We start from the raw sequence: 16170 nt of genomic DNA on the forward strand, positions 1-16170 counted from the left end.
TCTTATAAATGTAATGCAAATTTGAAATTTAGCCTGTTATTTCGAATTAAAAAACTTCGCTGTACGGGTAAAGATTTGTTATTTTAAGCGCAATATTTAATAAGACTGATGAACAACCATGACTAACTTAACAAACAAAAAAATTGTACTAGGCATTACCGGCGGCATTGCAGCTTATAAATGTGCAGAGCTCGTTAGGCGATTAAAAGACTCTGGTTGTGAAGTAAAAGTGGTTATGACTGAATCAGCTAAGCACTTTATTACCCCTTTAACTATGCAAGCCGTTAGTGGCGAAACAGTATCTGACTCGTTACTTGACCCCTCTGCTGAAGCTTCAATGGGGCATATTGAATTTGCAAAATGGGCTGACTTAATTTTAGTCGCCCCAGCGACGTGTAATATTATTGCTAAAATGGCAGCCGGCATTGCTGACGACCTACTAACAACGCTACTGCTAGCAACGCCTGCAAAAGTCGCAGTTGCACCAGCGATGAACCAACAAATGTATGCACATGCAGCTACACAAGCTAATTTGGCCACATTAAAAGCACGCAACGTACTTATTTGGGGCCCAGGGAAAGGTGAGCAAGCGTGTGGCGATGTAGGCGCTGGACGCATGTTAGAGCCACATGAGCTAGTTGCGCTATGTATAGCAAAAGAGCAACCGCAATTACTTGCAGGAAAAACAATTACAATAACAGCAGGCCCAACGCGAGAGCCTCTCGACCCGGTACGTTTTATATCAAATCACAGCTCTGGAAAAATGGGTTATGCACTGGCAGAGGCCGCTTTGCAACTCGGTGCAGAGGTTAACTTAATTTCAGGCCCTGTAAACATTAAAGCCCCTACTGGCGTGAATTTAATAAATATTGAAAGCGCTGAGCAGTTATTAACTGAGTCACTTACCTATGCGCCACAATCAGATGCTTTTATAGGCTGCGCCGCTGTTGCAGATTATCGAGCAGCAGAAATTGCGACTCAAAAAATGAAAAAACAAGGCGACGAACTGACCCTTACTTTAACTAAAAACCCTGACGTAATTGCAGCTATTGCCAACCTTAAACAAAACCGCCCTTATACTGTTGGATTTGCCGCCGAAACTCAAAATGTAGAAAGCTACGCTAAAGGTAAACTAAAAAATAAAAATCTAGATATGATTTGCGCTAATGACGTATCAAAAAGTGGCTTAGGGTTTAATTCCGATCATAATGCTTTAACACTGTACTGGCATAATGAACAACTAGAATTACCAACAACAAGTAAAACAGAAATAGCTCGCAAGGTGATCGAACAGCTGGCTAAACATCTATAAAAAGTCTGGAAACAAACTGAATAAAACATTAACATACGCCATTCATTTGAACAAAAAATGACTAGGGTTCTTAACTGCGCCACTAAGAATAACTAATAAAAAGGAATGTTCATGCCTGCGACAAAAAGAAGTAATCGCAAAGAGCAAATACTGCAAGCACTCGCACAAATGTTAGAAACTAATTTAGGTCAACGCATCACTACAGCAAAACTAGCTGCTGAAGTAGGCGTATCTGAAGCCGCGCTGTACCGTCATTTTCCGAGCAAAGCGCGTATGTTTGAGGGCTTAATTGAGTTTATTGAAGATACCCTTTTATCTCGTATAAATATTATTATTGAAAACGAAAAAGAAAGCCAAACGCGCATTTACAACATTTTATTATTACTTCTAACCTTTGCTGAAAAAAACCCAGGCATTACCCGTATTTTAACGGGCGATGCTCTGCAAGGTGAGCAGGAACGTTTACGCGAGCGTGTACAAAGTCTGTTTGAAAAACTAGAAACTCAGTTTAAACAAGTACTTCGTGAGCGTAAATTACGTGAAGGTAAAAACTTCCAAAGTGATGAGCTTACTCTTGCAAACTTTTTACTAGCCTACGTTGAAGGAAAAATGAATCAGTTTGTACGCAGCGACTTTAAAGCAAAACCCAGTGTTCAATTTGAAAAACAATGGCTTGAGCTACAAAAAATTTGGCTGTAATTATTGCTAAATTAATAAATTAAATACTAAAAAACGACCTACGGGTCGTTTTGTCGTATGTAACTGCCATTTATCTGATCCGCTCGAATTGTGAGCCAAACTCGTTACAATGAAACCATGTCATAATACGAGAATCAATAATGAAAACAAAACTCACCCTATTAAGCACAGCACTCATTGCTAGCTTAACTAGCGCCGCCATACACGCTAAAGAATCGCTACAATTTAAAGATGTATTTGGTTTTAAATCAGCTAAAAGCACGCAACTGTCTGACAATGGTCAAGTACTCACTTTTAGTGCAACGCCGTATCGTGGTAATGCAACAGGCCAAGTTTACTCACTACAAAGCAATACACTCATTGCAGAAGTAGAGCGCGGCACTAAGCCTCATATTAATAAAGCAGCAAACTGGGTCGCTTTTACGCAAGTACCTACCTTACTTGAAAAAGAAACAACCAAAAAAAAAGACACCCTTAAAAATAACTTGGTACTCGTAAACACACAATCAGGTACCCAACAAAGCTTTGCTGATGTAAAAGATTACACATTATCAGATGACGGAATGTGGCTTGCTTATCGTTTAAATAAAAAAGACGATGACAAAAAAGCAGAAGATAAAACCGAAGGTACTAAAAACGATAATACTAAAAGTGATAGTACTAAAAACGAAGAAGATAACGCTATCACGCCCGATAAAAAAGATAAGAGCTATGCGCTTGTTATTGTAAATTTATCTGATAAACGTAGCCATACAATCGAAAACGTATTTAGCTACGCTATTAACTCAGCTAACAGCCAACTATTAGTGAGCCAAAGTTACAGCGACGGTAATAACAACCAAATAGCGTTAATTGAGCTAGGTGAATTTAATAGCAGCGTATTAATTGATGAACCAGGCGTAATCGCAAATAAAATAGCGTGGCACCCAACTGACAATATTGCAGTGTTTACATTAGGTAACTATGTAAATGATGATACGCGTCGCCGTAGCTACAGTTTACAGCTATATAAAAACGATAAACTTTCAACAATAACTTCACCTGATAAAACATGGACTCTAGGTAAAACAGCTTCCCTTAAATGGTCAGAAAATGGCGAGCGCTTATATTTTGAAAACCATCCAAAATTAGCAGCTAAAGTAAAAGCCAAAGAATATACCGACGAGGCCTCATTGTACGACTTTGATACCATACGTGAACATAAAGGTTTAGATGTATGGCACAACAACGATGCGCAAATAAAACCGCGTGAAGAACAGCAATGGAACGAAGTTAATAAAAATCGCCATTACAGCGCGGTATATCACGTTAACTCGCAAAAAGTGGTGCAGCTAAGTACCACTAATATGCCTGAAGTTGCACTGAACCCTGAGCGAGATGCCTCTTTACTTGGCTCATCTAACATCCCCTATCTAGAAAAAATAATGTACGGCGGTTTTTTTACTGATTACTTTGCAGTAAATATAAATACAGGTAAGCAAACCCCCATTATTAGCAACTATCCATTTAGACCAAGCCTTGCACCAAATGGTGAATTTGCAGCTTATTTTAACGATAGCCAAATACAGCTAAAAGATTTAAAAAATAATAAAGTAACACCGCTTACAAAAGCTATTCAGGCAACCTTTGCTGATGACAAACACGACTACCCATCTACCCAACCTGGTTATGGTTTTGCTGGTTGGATGACCGATAGCAGCCAAGTGCTTGCTTATAGTAAATACGATATTTGGGCGTTTGACGTAAAAACGCAGCAAGCTAAACGCTTAACTAATGGTAAGCAAAGCAATACACAGTACCGTGTTATTAAGCTTGATAAAACCCAAGTGGGCTTTAAAAAAGGCGATACATTGCTTGTCTCTGCTATTAATTTACAAACTAAACAAAGCGAAGTGGCAAAGCTCGACTTAGCCACTAACACAATCACTAACGTGCTTAGCGGTAATAAACGCTTTGATGTAGTTAAAAAAGCAAAAACTGCTGATAAATACATATTTACCGAGCAAACTTATAGCCAATTTCCTGATTACTACCAAACTGATTTTAGCTTTAGCGTACCAAAACAAGTGACCACGCTAAACCCACAAATTAGTAATTTTGCGTGGGGCGAAAAACCAGAGCTAATAAGCTATAAAGGATTTGATGGCGAAGACCTACAAGGCGTATTAATAAAACCAGCGGGATATAAAAAAGGCGATAAAGTGCCTGTGGTTGTATATTTTTACCGTTACATGAGTCAGCGCATGTTTGATTTTCCTAAAATGGAATTAAACCATCGCCCTAACTTCCCTATGTTTACCTCAAACGGTTATGCGGTATTTTTACCTGATATTCGTTTTGAAATAGGTCACCCGGGTAAATCGTCAACGCAAACCATGATAAACGCCACCCAAAAATTAATAGATTTAGGCATAGCTGATAAAAATAAAATTGGTTTGCAGGGTCACTCTTGGGCAGGTTATCAAAGTGCGTTTATGATCACCCAAACAGATATGTTTAAAGCGGTTGTATCAGGTGCGCCAGTATCAAACATGACCAGCGCATATAGTGGCATACGTTTAAAGTCAGGTCTTGCACGTCAATTTCAATACGAAACAGGGCAAAGCCGTATAGGTAAAAACTTATTTGAAGCACCAGAGCTTTATATAGAAAACTCACCGGTATTTTTTGCAGACAAAGTTAATACGCCTATTTTAATCATGTCTGGCGACAAAGATGATGCAGTGCCTTGGCATGAAAGCGTGCAGTATTACCTAGCGCTACGCCGTGCAGGAAAAGATGCTACATTTTTACAATACGAGGGTGAACCACACCACTTGAAAAAATTTCCTAATCAGGTCGATTTTTCAGTACGTATGATGCAGTACTTTGATCATTACTTAAAAGGCAAACCAGCTGCAAAGTGGATGACACAAGGCGAGGCATATTACATTTAAGTAATCAGTCACTACCTAGTCCTTCATACCTTTGAAAAATGCTGTAATGATCTTTAAACTTTTATAAACACCACCGTATATAAGCGTTTTAATCAAAGTAAAAAACTATAACAAAAGCCTAATATAAGTAATAATCACTAAATTCAGAGGTTAAAGAGTCGTTCATTATGCTAGGTTTTTGGTACAAAGAGTTTCCACAATACCCAAAAGACCATAAGGATTTTTGGCGTACTCGCTTAATAGCTCACTCTTTACTAATAACTACATGTTACTTTTTAGTTTTAACACTCCTCAATCTTTTTTATTTTAAAAGCTATGACATTGCTTTAATTGATGCCTTAGGACTTACTATATCGTTAGGTATTTATACTTGGTTTAATAAAACAGCCAACGTAAATGCAGCAGCGTGGGCTGTTACCCTTATGGTCGTTAGCTTAATTATGATGTTTGTGGTTTCTGTAGGTGGGCATGCGCATTCTTTATTTTGGGCGACGTTAATCCCGCCTTTTAGCTTTTTTTTAGTTGGAAGAAACTGGGGAAGTCTATTTAGTGCAGTCGCCTTTACTATTTGTGCGTATCTTGTGTATTTACAACAACAGCAAACCGTAACAATTGGCTTAGGCTCTTTATTTAATCTTATAGAGGTAAGTCTTGCTCATATTTTAATTTTTAGATTTTACGAAAAAACACGGTTTTCGGCATACACTCGATTATCTATCCGTAACTTAGAAATTCAACACTTAGCAGAAACCGATAAGTTAACGGGGCTTTATAACAGGCAAAAATTTGATTTTGAATTATCACAGTTAATTGCTAAAAATGACGTTTTTAAAACCCCGCATTGCTTACTTATTTGCGATATAGACCACTTCAAAAATATAAACGATACCTACGGGCATTTAGTTGGCGATAACGTACTCACTGAATTTTCTAAAATATTAAAAATGCGTATGGGAAATGATGCACTTATTGCGCGATGGGGCGGAGAAGAATTCACGATTATTTTATCGAACACCTCTTTAAATGATAGCGCTAAAAAAGCTGATGACCTGAGAAAATATATTGCCGAAAACAGCATTACAAATATAGCATTTACTATAAGTATTGGGTTAGCAACGATACAAAAAGACGATACAGTGCTAAAACTATTGGAGAGGGCTGATACTGCGCTATATAAGGCTAAAAATAATGGACGCAATAAAGTATGTGTTAGCGATAACGATTCAACCGTTATCGCTCAATCAACTTACTTAAATGGGTCTATAGCCTAAACTTAAGCATACTGCCCACAAGCAAATCCGCAGCTCCAGGCGTACTGAAAATTGTAGCCCCCTAACCAACCTGTTACGTCGGTTACTTCGCCGATAAAGTATAGGCCTTTGGCTTTTTTGGCTTCAAAGGTTTTTGAGCTCAACTCGTCGGTATCTACACCGCCCAATGTTACCTCAGCTGTTCTATAGCCCTCTGTGCCATTGGGTTTAATTTGCCAAGCGTGAATGTAATTTACCAGCTCATCTATTTGAGCATGGGTAAGCTGATTAATATTACAATCTGGAATCGCTTTGCTTTCGTGCAGTACTTCTATAAAGCGTTTAGGTAAAATAGTCGCAAGGCTATTTTTTAACGACTTTTGAGCTTGTGTTTCACGCCAATCAGCAAGTTGTTGCCTTAAATCTATTTCAGGTAATAGGTTTATAGTAACAGCCTGCCCTGCTCGCCAAAATGAGCTTATTTGTAATATTGCAGGGCCCGATAACCCTCGGTGAGTAAAGAGGATATTTTCTTTAAATACGGAGCCATCTTCGCTTGAAACTTCACATGGGATACTAATTCCCGAAAGTCCTTCAAAACGGTCTTTATCGTGCTGGTGCAAAGTAAATGGTACAAGTGCTGCCATGGTTGGTAATACATTTAACCCAAACTGCTCTGCAATTTTATAACCTATTGGTGTAGCCCCTAGTTTTGGCATGGTTAAGCCACCTGATGCTATAACTAACGACTCACAGCTTAAGGTTTCTTGCTCTGTGGTAACGCTATAGCCGGTTTCGGTTTTTGATACGCTGATCACTTCACTGCGTAGCTTTATATTTACTCCGGCCCACTCACATTCGGTTAGTAAAATATCAACAATGTCTTGTGCATTGTTATCGCAAAAAAGCTGGCCTAGTGTTTTATGGTGATACGCCAAGCCATGTCTGTCCACCAGCTCAATAAAGTCATGCTGTGTATAACGACTTAAGCATGATTTAACAAAATGAGAGTTTGTGCATAGGTAGTTATCCGGGGTTGCATTTTCATTTGTAAAATTGCAACGCCCACCACCACTTATTAAAATTTTACGACCTGGTTTTTTCCCCATATCAAGTACTGTAACGCTTCGGCCACGGTATCCAGCTTGCGCTGCACACATTAATCCTGCTGCTCCCGCACCTATTACAATTACATCTACTTGGGTCATTTATTTATCTCATTAAAAAATTTGCTCGATTATAGCAAAGTTTAATAGCTAACAACGCAGCATTTGAATTATTAGTAATAACACAACAAAAACACATCAGTAATAAGTGGGGAATAATTACCCTCACAATAAAACAATCCTTTATACTTATTTTTAATTTATATGACAAATACTAAACAACGAGTAAACCGCTAAAAACCTGGGTTATAACTAAATGAAAGAGGTACATAATAAATTGATATTTTAACCTGGTTAACAGATCGTTTACTTTTATTCCCGCATCGTGATCTTATATCACGAAATAATAAATAAAAATCTAGGGATAATTATGACAACTAGTAAAACTTTTAAAAGATGCGCAATTGCAATTACAGTTAGTACGCTTTTTGCAGCAACATCTGGCATGGCTCAATCAGTTTCAAGTTCAATGGCTGAAACATCGGCTAAACTACAAAGCCAAGGCAGTTTCGAAACTCAGTTCATTATTAAATATAAAAATAATAACGAAATGGCGAGCTTTTCAACTGCTGACGCAAACCCGTCTAGCATGAAAAAGCGCGCACAGAGCTTTGTTAAAAACTTCGCTTCTAAAAAAGGCAAAGTAAAAGCAAAATATATTCGTGCAATGGCACTTAATAACCACCACGTAATGCGTGCTGATAAAAAATTAAGTGCGGCAGAGGCCCAAGAGTTTATGCAAGAAATGGTTGATTCAGGCAATGTTGAATACATTGAAGTGGATCAAATGTTAAAGCCGTTTTCAACTCCTAACGATCCACGCTTTGATGACCAATGGCACTACTACGAGCAAGCCGGTGGTTTAAACTTACCTACTGCATGGGATACCGCAACGGGTAGCGGTGTAGTTGTAGCTGTACTAGATACGGGTTACCGCCCACATGCCGATTTAAATGCTAACATTTTACCGGGTTACGATATGATCTCTAACCTATCGGTAGCTAACGATGGCGGTGGTCGCGATAGCGATGCACGTGATCCTGGTGATGCAGTTGCTGCGAATGAATGTGGCACTAACGGTGCACAAAACTCTAGCTGGCACGGCACGCACGTAGCCGGCACAGTTGCTGCGGTAACCAATAACGGTGAAGGTGTTGCAGGCGTAGCTTATAACGCAAAAGTAGTGCCTGTTCGTGTACTTGGTAAGTGTGGTGGTTTAACCTCTGATATTGCAGATGGTATTATTTGGGCATCTGGCGGAAGTGTTTCAGGCATTCCTGCTAACTCAAACCCTGCAGATGTAATAAATATGAGTTTAGGTGGCAGCGGTTCATGTAGCTCTACAACTCAAAATGCAATTAACACCGCGCGTAGTAACGGCACTGTGGTAGTTATTGCTGCAGGTAACGATAACGATAACTCCGCAAACTACAACCCAGGTAACTGTAATGGTGTAGTAAACGTAGCATCAGTAGGTCGTAATGGCGGTCGAGCTTATTACTCAAACTACGGTAGCAATATTGATGTTGCAGCACCGGGTGGCGCGCAAAGTTTTGCAAACGACTCCGAGGGTGTTCTATCAACTTATAACTCAGGTTCGTCTACACCTTCAAGCGACAGCTACGGTTATTCGCAAGGTACATCAATGGCTGCGCCTCACGTAGCAGGTGTTGCGGCACTTATTAAGCAAGCAAAACCAGATGCAACGCCTGACGAAATAGAAAGTATTTTAAAATCAACAACCCGTTCGTTCCCTGCTACATGTACTAGCTGTGGTACGGGTATTGTTGATGCAGCCGCAGCTGTTGCAGCTGCAAGTGGCGGCACTACTCCACCTACAGGCGGTGATAGCGAGCTTATTAATGGTGAAGCTAAAACAGGTTTAAGTGGGGCTGCAAATGCACAAGCGTTTTACACTATGACCGTACCAAGCGGTGCAACTAACGTAACATTCACTATGAGTGGTGGTACTGGTGATGCTGATTTATACGTACGTGCGGGCAGTAAACCTACAACTACTACCTATGACTGTCGCCCTTATAAAGGCGGTAATAGCGAAGAGTGTTCTATTGATAACCCTACTGCGGGAACTTACCACGTAATGCTTAACGGCTACTCTGCGTATTCAGCTGTGAGCTTGGTAGGTAATATTACTGGTGGTTCATCGTCTGGTGGCGGTACAGGCACTCCACAAGCAGGCGGCGGCACTATAAGCGATGTGACAGCCAATACTGGTCAGTGGAAACATTACACGTTAGATGTACCTGCAGGAATGAGTACCTTTACAGTAACAACGTCGGGTGGAAGTGGCGATGCAGACTTATTTGTAAAATATGGCAGCCAACCAACAACCACTACGTACGATTGTCGCCCTTATAAAAATGGCAACGCAGAAACATGTACATTTACCAATCCACAAGCAGGTACTTGGCACTTAAGCGTTAACGCCTATAGCACTTTCTCTGGTTTAACACTTAGCGGACAATACCAACCGTAATTTAAAATTTGAGCCGTAAATAAAAAACCGATGTTGTTTCCAACATCGGTTTTTAAATAGTAAGTAGCTGATTAATTAAAGCTAAAACCTACATTTTATTACTGTTATAGCTTCTCTAGTACTGATTCTGCACGGCTTACAACAAACTCTTTGTCTTGCTCTACAAATAAACCAGTTACTACTGCATTTTCAACAATCATAGCGTAACGCGTTGAACGTAAACCACCAAAACTAGCGGTATCTTTATCAAGCCCTAACGATTTAGTGAAACTTCCATCGCCATCAGCAAGCATTGTAATTTCTTGCGCGTTTTGCGAGTCGCCCCATGCTTTCATAACAAATGCGTCATTAACAGATACACAGTAAATAGCATCAACACCTTTTGCTTTAATTTTATCAGCAAGAGTAATAAATTCAGGTAGATGTGCATTTGAACACGTTGGTGTAAATGCACCTGGCACTGCAAATAACACGACTTTTTTACCTTCAAACAACTCTTTGTTTGTAAGAGATTGCATACCGTCGTCAGTTAATTGCGTTAACGTAACCGATGGTAATTCTTGGCCTTGCTCAATCATGGTGGTTCCTTTAAAAGATCAATACAGAATAAGTAACAATCATACTACGTAACCTATTACAGTGTAGGTAAAGTGTAACTAACTTAGTAACCCAGAGTAGTCTAGCAAAGGTTTATAGACCGCGTTCACTACATTTTATGAAAACTATTTTAGCTTCTATAGTTTTCATAAAATTTATTGCTCTGTAGTTAAGGTAAATTCAAATCGTTTATAAAGCGAGAAAAGTCATTACCTAACTTTTTATCCCGCATGCTGTACTCGACAATTGCTTTTAAATAGCCTAACTTATCTCCGCAATCGTGAGAGCGACCACTCATATGGAATGCTTCAACAGTTTCTTGTGCCATTAATGCGTCAATAGAATCTGTAAGTTGTATTTCACCGCCAGCACCTACAGACGTTTTTGCAAGTAGAGGCCAAATATTCTTACTCAGTACATATCGCCCTACAACAGCAAGATTTGAAGGTGCTAAATCTGCATCAGGTTTTTCAACCATTGCTTTAATTGCAGCACTTTTACCTGGCATTAACTCAACACCGTTTATATCAGCAATACCATATTTACTAACGTCTTCTTTAGCTACTGGCTCAAGCATTATTTGACTTGCTTGAGTTTCTTTAAAGCGTTTAATCATGGCCGCTAAGTTTTCAGTTTTTTGGTCCGCTGTATAAGCATCAAGTATCACATCTGGCAGGAGCACTACAAAGTTATCGTCACCAACTATTGGCTTAGCACACAAAATAGCATGCCCTAGCCCTTTAGCTTCACCTTGGCGTACACTCATAATGGTGACATCAGGCGGACAAATAGAGCGAATCTCATCTAATAAAGCACGTTTAACACGTTTTTCAAGAGTAGCTTCTAGCTCGTAACTTGTATCAAAATGGTTTTCGATTGCATTTTTAGAGCTGTGTGTAACTAATACAATATCTTTAATACCGGCAGATACACATTCGCTGACAATATATTGAATTAGAGGTTTATCAACTATAGGGAGCATTTCTTTTGGAATAGCTTTTGTCATAGGGAGCATTCTCGTCCCTAAGCCTGCTACTGGAATTACAGCTTTCATATCTATCCTTAGTGATTAAGTTTGTAAATAAACTAGCAGATACAAAATAGATACCAGCTGAATAAAGTTACCTCTTTTGAAGGAGTAAATTTGAAGCTGCTTTTAAAGTGAAGACTCTACACTTTGGGAATATAAAATAGATAGGTAAATAGTGAACTTATTAATGATTTTGTTGGGGGGGTGAGATTACATTAGCTAAATAAAAAAGCCTGAGATTGTTATTAATAACAACTTCAGACTAATCAATATTTAACAATACCTTACTGAAGGTAGAGTTATAAAACCTTTTTATAATTAAAGACCAGCGCGATCTTTAATCACTGCAATAAGTGGTGAGCTAGCAAAGTTGCCTTCAGCCCAAGCAATATCAGCACCATCTGTTAACGCACTTTTTGATAAGTTTTTAACTATATACTCACCAGTATCCACTGCATTACTAGCAACAGCATGGCGTAATAAGTTATTACCATTGCATTGTACTGCATCATAAATATTACGAATTTTTACACGAGAGCTTTTAAGCTTGCTGCGTAATCGGTTTTTATCGTCTGCCGCAATATATTCACAAATAGATACTGCTAATTGATCTTCAGCATTTGCAGGTGCTGTATACGAAAAAGAACTTACAGCGACAACAGCAGTAAGTGCAACTAGCTTTGGTAATTTAAACATGACAAACCCTTTATAATACTTTGTTCTTATATAGACTATCAAATATTATATCAATCTATCAAAAATTACGCAATAATGTTAATGTTCTTTATACAAAGTTACGAATTTATAACTAGATTTGTTTTTTTCATCAGGGAGGTTTTCTTGCTCTTCTTTCACGCCCCAATTAGCAACTTTATTGTAATCAGGAAACTGTGTATCGCCTTTAATATCTAAATCAATAAAGGTTAAATACAAGCGTTCTGCTTTTGGTAAAAATTGCTCATAAATATTACCGCCACCAATAATCATTACTTCTTCAACAGCACAAACCAGTTCTAGTGCGGCCTCTGGTGTGGTTACCACTTCAATACCCTGTGCAGTATATTCGCTGTTTCGAGTAATAATAATATTACGACGCCCAGGTAAAGGACGGCCTATTGACTCAAAAGTTTTACGACCCATGATCACAGGTTTACCCGTAGTTATTTTTTTAAAATGCTGAAGATCCGCAGGTAAATGCCATGGCATTTTATTATCTAGGCCAATTACACGGTTATTTGCCATTGCTGCAATCATTGAAATTATCATAATAAACACCTAGTACTTTATTCTTAAACAAAGAAAAAGGAGCATAAGCTCCTTTTTAATAAATTCTATTTAATTAACGCTCGTAGACAACTTCTACGTCGTAATCATCTTCATCCCAGTCGTCCCAATCATCATCATTGCCTTTACCTTTAGTGGCTTTTTCATGATAGGTATCCCACTTGAATTCAACTTCTTCATCTTCAACTTGTACAAACTTCTCTTTAGGCATGCTATCAAGTAGTGTCATTATGTTGTGGATTAAAGGTTGAGTATTAAGTTTATTAATTGCTGAAATGTGATAAATATTTTCAGTTTCGCCCAGCTCTTCTGCAATCGCTTCGCATAGCGCTTTTGCTTCATCTTCTGGTAATAAATCTATTTTATTAAACACTAACCAGCGTGGTTTTTCAGCTAATTTAGGACTGTATTGGTGTAGCTCGTTAATAATCGAGAATGCATTATCAACAGGGTTTGAACCATCTACCGGCATTACATCAATAATGTGCAATAACACACGACAACGCTCTAAATGCTTCAAGAAGCGAATACCTAGGCCTGCACCATCAGATGCACCTTCAATTAGACCCGGAATATCGGCTATAACAAATGATTTATTTGCTTCAGGACGTACCACACCTAAATTAGGAATAAGCGTCGTGAATGGGTAATCAGCTACTTTTGGTCTTGCTGCAGATACACTGCGGATAAACGTAGATTTACCTGCATTTGGTAATCCTAGCAAGCCCACATCAGCTAATAATAGTAACTCTAACTTTAAGTTACGTACTTCACCGGGTGTGCCCAATGTTTTTTGACGAGGTGCTCGGTTAGTACTTGATTTAAAACGTGCATTCCCCAAGCCGTGGAAACCACCTTTTGCAACCAAAATTCGTTGACCATCTTGAGTTAAGTCGCCAAGTCCCTCTTGGGTATCAACATCCATGATGCGCGTGCCTACAGGCACCATAACAAATAAGTCATCGGCTTTTCGGCCTGTACAGTTACGGCTACGACCGTTAGTACCACGTTCAGCTCTATGAAAGCGCTCAAACTGATAATCAATTAGGGTATTTAAGTTTTCATCAGCTTGTAGATAAACACTACCACCGTCTCCACCGTCACCGCCGTCTGGTCCACCATCTGGAACATATTTTTCACGACGGAAAGACACGATGCCGCTGCCACCGTCTCCAGCTTCTGCGCGAATTTCTACTTCATCTACAAACTTCATGATTACTCACTTTAGGGATTGGCTTGTTTAATAACTCTATTATATACCCAAGCCAACACAAATGCAGGCTTGGGTATATATTTTGACTGACTACAAAACAAAAAACCCCGCAAAGGCGGGGTTTTTAACTACCTTACTGATTACTCAGTTACGATAGTTACGTATTTACGGTTTAAAGGACCTTTTTGTTCAAACTGAACTTTACCATCTGCTTTTGCGAAGATAGTGTGGTCTTTACCGATACCTACGTTAGTACCAGGGTGGAAACGAGTTCCACGCTGACGAACAATGATGCTACCCGCTAGAACTGATTCGCCACCAAAACGCTTAACACCTAGGCGTTTGCTTTCTGAATCGCGACCGTTACGAGTACTACCAGCTGCTTTTTTATGTGCCATTTCTAAGTACCTCTAATTAAGCGCTAATGCTAGTGATTTTAACTTCAGTGAACCATTGACGATGGCCCATTTGCTTACGAGAATGCTTACGGCGTCTAAATTTAACAACCTTAATCTTCTCACCGCGACCATGTGAAACAACCTCAGCTGTTATCTTGCCACCGTTTACGAACGGTACACCGATCTCGATTTTCTCACCATCAGCAACTAAAAGTACTGAATCAAATTCTACTGCCGCACCAGTTTCAACGTCTAATTTTTCAAGACGAATCGTTTGACCTTCAGTCACACGATGCTGTTTACCACCACTTTGGAAAACCGCGTACATAATTAACTCCGTCTGTGCACCCTCAAATCGGCGCAACTAAAATATTCTTCGATAGGGCGCGAAGTTTACGCTAACGCGAAATAACTAGCAAGCCTATTTTGTAATTAAAATGAATAAAAAGTAGCTGCTTTGAGAGCAATTCAATATTTACCCCATTTTATATTAATTAGCCCTTTTGCCAAGCGCTTTTTAACTCTTAGTCGAAATAAATTAATGTACTCAAATATGACCCTCACAGCTTAATATCTAAGCACACCATAAACTGTATATTGATTATCAATTAATCAGTTATCTTGGCTAATTCAGTCTAAATTAAGTACTTTAATAGTGTTTTTTCAATCAATCGTCACAAAATATCGAGCTAGTGCATTTTTTGTTGTACAATCTGCGCCGTTCACACATAAAAATTGGCTCGGAGATCAATGGATATAAAAGCTATCCAGGCGTTAATCGAAAGCGATATGAATGACGTCAATCAACTTATACATGCGCAAATGCGCTCAGATGTGGCGTTAGTTAATCAGCTTGGTTTATATATAGTTAGCAGTGGCGGCAAACGCGTTCGTCCAATGCTGGCGATTTTAGCAGCCAAAGCGCTCGGTTATCAGGGTAAAGATCACATAACACTTGCAACAATTGTTGAGTTTATTCATACAGCAACGCTATTGCATGACGATGTTGTAGATGAATCAAACTTACGACGTGGCACACCTACAGCAAATGCTGAATTTGGTAATGCTGCTAGCGTATTGGTTGGTGACTTTATTTACACTCGTTCATTTCAGCTTATGGTTGGCCTTGGAAAAATGCAGGTTATGCAAGTACTTGCCGATGCAACAAACATTATTGCTGAAGGTGAAGTATTGCAGTTAATGAACTGCAACGACCCAGATACAACCGAAGCCAGTTATATGCAGGTTATTTACTCTAAAACAGCTAAGTTGTTTGAAGCAGCGACAGGCCTTGCTGCCATTATTACTGAGCAAGACCAAACTACTCTCGATGCACTAAACCTATATGGTATGCATTTAGGTACTGCGTTTCAGCTAGTAGACGATGTACTCGATTACAATGCAGATGCTGAGCAGTTGGGTAAAAACATTGGTGATGATTTAGCTGAAGGCAAACCAACGCTTCCACTTATTTATGCTATGCAACATGGTAGCGAGCAGCAAACGCAGCTTATTCGTGATGCAATAGAGCACAGTAATGGTATGGAGCATTTAGAAGACATTCTATCGGCACTAAAGCAAACTAATGCGCTTGAATTTACAATGCAAAAAGCAGAGCTTGAAGCTGACAAAGCTATTGCGTGTTTAGACTTTTTAGCTGAGTCTGACTATAAGCAAGCACTCATAAGCCTTGCTCGTATTGCGGTTGACCGCGACCACTAGTTTTAACTAGTTACACAGTGTGAAATTAATTCTGAGCAATAAAAAAGCCTGCAAATGCAGGCTTTT

14 protein-coding genes are annotated in these 16170 nt (G+C 39.2%); 6 read left to right on the forward strand and 8 right to left on the reverse strand.

The window, feature by feature from the left end; translation table 11 throughout:
• The first annotated feature begins 118 nt into the window (after positions 1-118).
• The 4 genes from coaBC (at position 119) to I6F48_RS13950 (ending at position 6218) form a co-directional block, all read left to right on the forward strand.
• The gene (gene coaBC / locus I6F48_RS13935) at positions 119-1312 is read left to right on the forward strand and encodes a bifunctional phosphopantothenoylcysteine decarboxylase/phosphopantothenate--cysteine ligase CoaBC (protein ID WP_197119672.1); all 1194 of its coding nucleotides are present in this window, start codon (positions 119-121) and stop codon (positions 1310-1312) included.
• A gap of 111 nt (positions 1313-1423) precedes the next feature.
• On the forward strand, positions 1424-2011 hold the full coding sequence (slmA, locus tag I6F48_RS13940; protein WP_007581932.1) for a nucleoid occlusion factor SlmA: 588 nt from the start codon (positions 1424-1426) through the stop codon (positions 2009-2011).
• A 140-nt stretch (positions 2012-2151) separates the two neighbouring features.
• A complete protein-coding gene (locus I6F48_RS13945) occupies positions 2152-4947 on the forward strand; it encodes a S9 family peptidase (protein ID WP_197119673.1) in 2796 nt (931 codons plus the stop codon).
• 167 nt (positions 4948-5114) lie between these two features.
• The gene (locus tag I6F48_RS13950) at positions 5115-6218 is read left to right on the forward strand and encodes a GGDEF domain-containing protein (RefSeq protein WP_165740667.1); all 1104 of its coding nucleotides are present in this window, start codon (positions 5115-5117) and stop codon (positions 6216-6218) included.
• Positions 6219-6220: 2 nt separating this feature from the next.
• Here I6F48_RS13950 and I6F48_RS13955 read toward each other — a convergent pair whose 3' ends face one another.
• Positions 6221-7405, reverse strand: a complete 1185-nt coding sequence (locus tag I6F48_RS13955; protein WP_197119674.1) for an NAD(P)/FAD-dependent oxidoreductase — start codon at positions 7403-7405, stop codon at positions 6221-6223.
• Between the two features lie 328 nt (positions 7406-7733).
• On the opposite strand from I6F48_RS13955, the gene I6F48_RS13960 reads away from it, so the two are divergent.
• Entirely contained in the window at positions 7734-9860 is a 2127-nt protein-coding gene (locus I6F48_RS13960) for a S8 family peptidase (RefSeq protein ID WP_165727155.1), read from the forward strand.
• Between the two features lie 104 nt (positions 9861-9964).
• Here the strand turns inward: I6F48_RS13960 and I6F48_RS13965 are convergent, their stop codons facing one another.
• From I6F48_RS13965 to rplU, 7 genes are all read right to left on the reverse strand, one after another.
• Positions 9965-10438, reverse strand: a complete 474-nt coding sequence (locus I6F48_RS13965) for a peroxiredoxin (RefSeq protein WP_007586078.1) — start codon at positions 10436-10438, stop codon at positions 9965-9967.
• A gap of 188 nt (positions 10439-10626) precedes the next feature.
• Entirely contained in the window at positions 10627-11511 is an 885-nt protein-coding gene (gene galU / locus I6F48_RS13970; RefSeq protein ID WP_007586080.1) for a UTP--glucose-1-phosphate uridylyltransferase GalU, read from the reverse strand.
• A 294-nt stretch (positions 11512-11805) separates the two neighbouring features.
• Positions 11806-12183 (reverse strand): DUF3718 domain-containing protein, encoded by a 378-nt coding sequence (locus tag I6F48_RS13975; protein WP_007586082.1) that lies wholly within the window; start codon positions 12181-12183, stop codon positions 11806-11808.
• Positions 12184-12261: 78 nt separating this feature from the next.
• On the reverse strand, positions 12262-12753 hold the full coding sequence (gene folA / locus I6F48_RS13980) for a type 3 dihydrofolate reductase (RefSeq protein ID WP_197119675.1): 492 nt from the start codon (positions 12751-12753) through the stop codon (positions 12262-12264).
• A gap of 73 nt (positions 12754-12826) precedes the next feature.
• On the reverse strand, positions 12827-13984 hold the full coding sequence (gene cgtA, locus I6F48_RS13985; protein ID WP_007586086.1) for an Obg family GTPase CgtA: 1158 nt from the start codon (positions 13982-13984) through the stop codon (positions 12827-12829).
• 140 nt (positions 13985-14124) lie between these two features.
• A complete protein-coding gene (gene rpmA / locus I6F48_RS13990; RefSeq protein WP_002957747.1) occupies positions 14125-14382 on the reverse strand; it encodes a 50S ribosomal protein L27 in 258 nt (85 codons plus the stop codon).
• A 16-nt stretch (positions 14383-14398) separates the two neighbouring features.
• Positions 14399-14710: a 50S ribosomal protein L21 gene (rplU, locus tag I6F48_RS13995; RefSeq protein ID WP_002957748.1), complete on the reverse strand. Its 312-nt coding sequence runs from the start codon at positions 14708-14710 to the stop codon at positions 14399-14401.
• 422 nt (positions 14711-15132) lie between these two features.
• Between rplU and ispB the strand changes: the two genes are divergently transcribed.
• Positions 15133-16104 carry an octaprenyl diphosphate synthase gene (gene ispB, locus I6F48_RS14000; protein ID WP_007586099.1) on the forward strand — a complete coding sequence of 324 codons (972 nt, stop codon included), beginning with the start codon at positions 15133-15135 and terminating at the stop codon, positions 16102-16104.
• Positions 16105-16170: the final 66 nt, after the last annotated feature.

The organism is Pseudoalteromonas sp. SWYJ118 (assembly GCF_015864505.1).
GTDB classification, from domain to species: domain Bacteria; phylum Pseudomonadota; class Gammaproteobacteria; order Enterobacterales; family Alteromonadaceae; genus Pseudoalteromonas; species Pseudoalteromonas arctica.

Bases quoted from the DNA above. Each gene is read 5' to 3' on its own strand.
- folA (WP_197119675.1), bottom strand. From the start codon at position 12,753: ATGATAATTTCAATGATTGCAGCAATGGCAAATAACCGTGTAATTGGC.
- coaBC (WP_197119672.1), top strand. From the start codon at position 119: ATGACTAACTTAACAAACAAAAAAATTGTACTAGGCATTACCGGCGGC.
- I6F48_RS13945 (WP_197119673.1), top strand. From the start codon at position 2,152: ATGAAAACAAAACTCACCCTATTAAGCACAGCACTCATTGCTAGCTTA.
- rplU (WP_002957748.1), bottom strand. From the start codon at position 14,710: ATGTACGCGGTTTTCCAAAGTGGTGGTAAACAGCATCGTGTGACTGAA.
- I6F48_RS13955 (WP_197119674.1), bottom strand. From the start codon at position 7,405: ATGACCCAAGTAGATGTAATTGTAATAGGTGCGGGAGCAGCAGGATTA.
- I6F48_RS13975 (WP_007586082.1), bottom strand. From the start codon at position 12,183: ATGTTTAAATTACCAAAGCTAGTTGCACTTACTGCTGTTGTCGCTGTA.
- galU (WP_007586080.1), bottom strand. From the start codon at position 11,511: ATGAAAGCTGTAATTCCAGTAGCAGGCTTAGGGACGAGAATGCTCCCT.
- cgtA (WP_007586086.1), bottom strand. From the start codon at position 13,984: ATGAAGTTTGTAGATGAAGTAGAAATTCGCGCAGAAGCTGGAGACGGT.
- rpmA (WP_002957747.1), bottom strand. From the start codon at position 14,382: ATGGCACATAAAAAAGCAGCTGGTAGTACTCGTAACGGTCGCGATTCA.
- I6F48_RS13960 (WP_165727155.1), top strand. From the start codon at position 7,734: ATGACAACTAGTAAAACTTTTAAAAGATGCGCAATTGCAATTACAGTT.
- I6F48_RS13965 (WP_007586078.1), bottom strand. From the start codon at position 10,438: ATGATTGAGCAAGGCCAAGAATTACCATCGGTTACGTTAACGCAATTA.
- slmA (WP_007581932.1), top strand. From the start codon at position 1,424: ATGCCTGCGACAAAAAGAAGTAATCGCAAAGAGCAAATACTGCAAGCA.
- I6F48_RS13950 (WP_165740667.1), top strand. From the start codon at position 5,115: ATGCTAGGTTTTTGGTACAAAGAGTTTCCACAATACCCAAAAGACCAT.
- ispB (WP_007586099.1), top strand. From the start codon at position 15,133: ATGGATATAAAAGCTATCCAGGCGTTAATCGAAAGCGATATGAATGAC.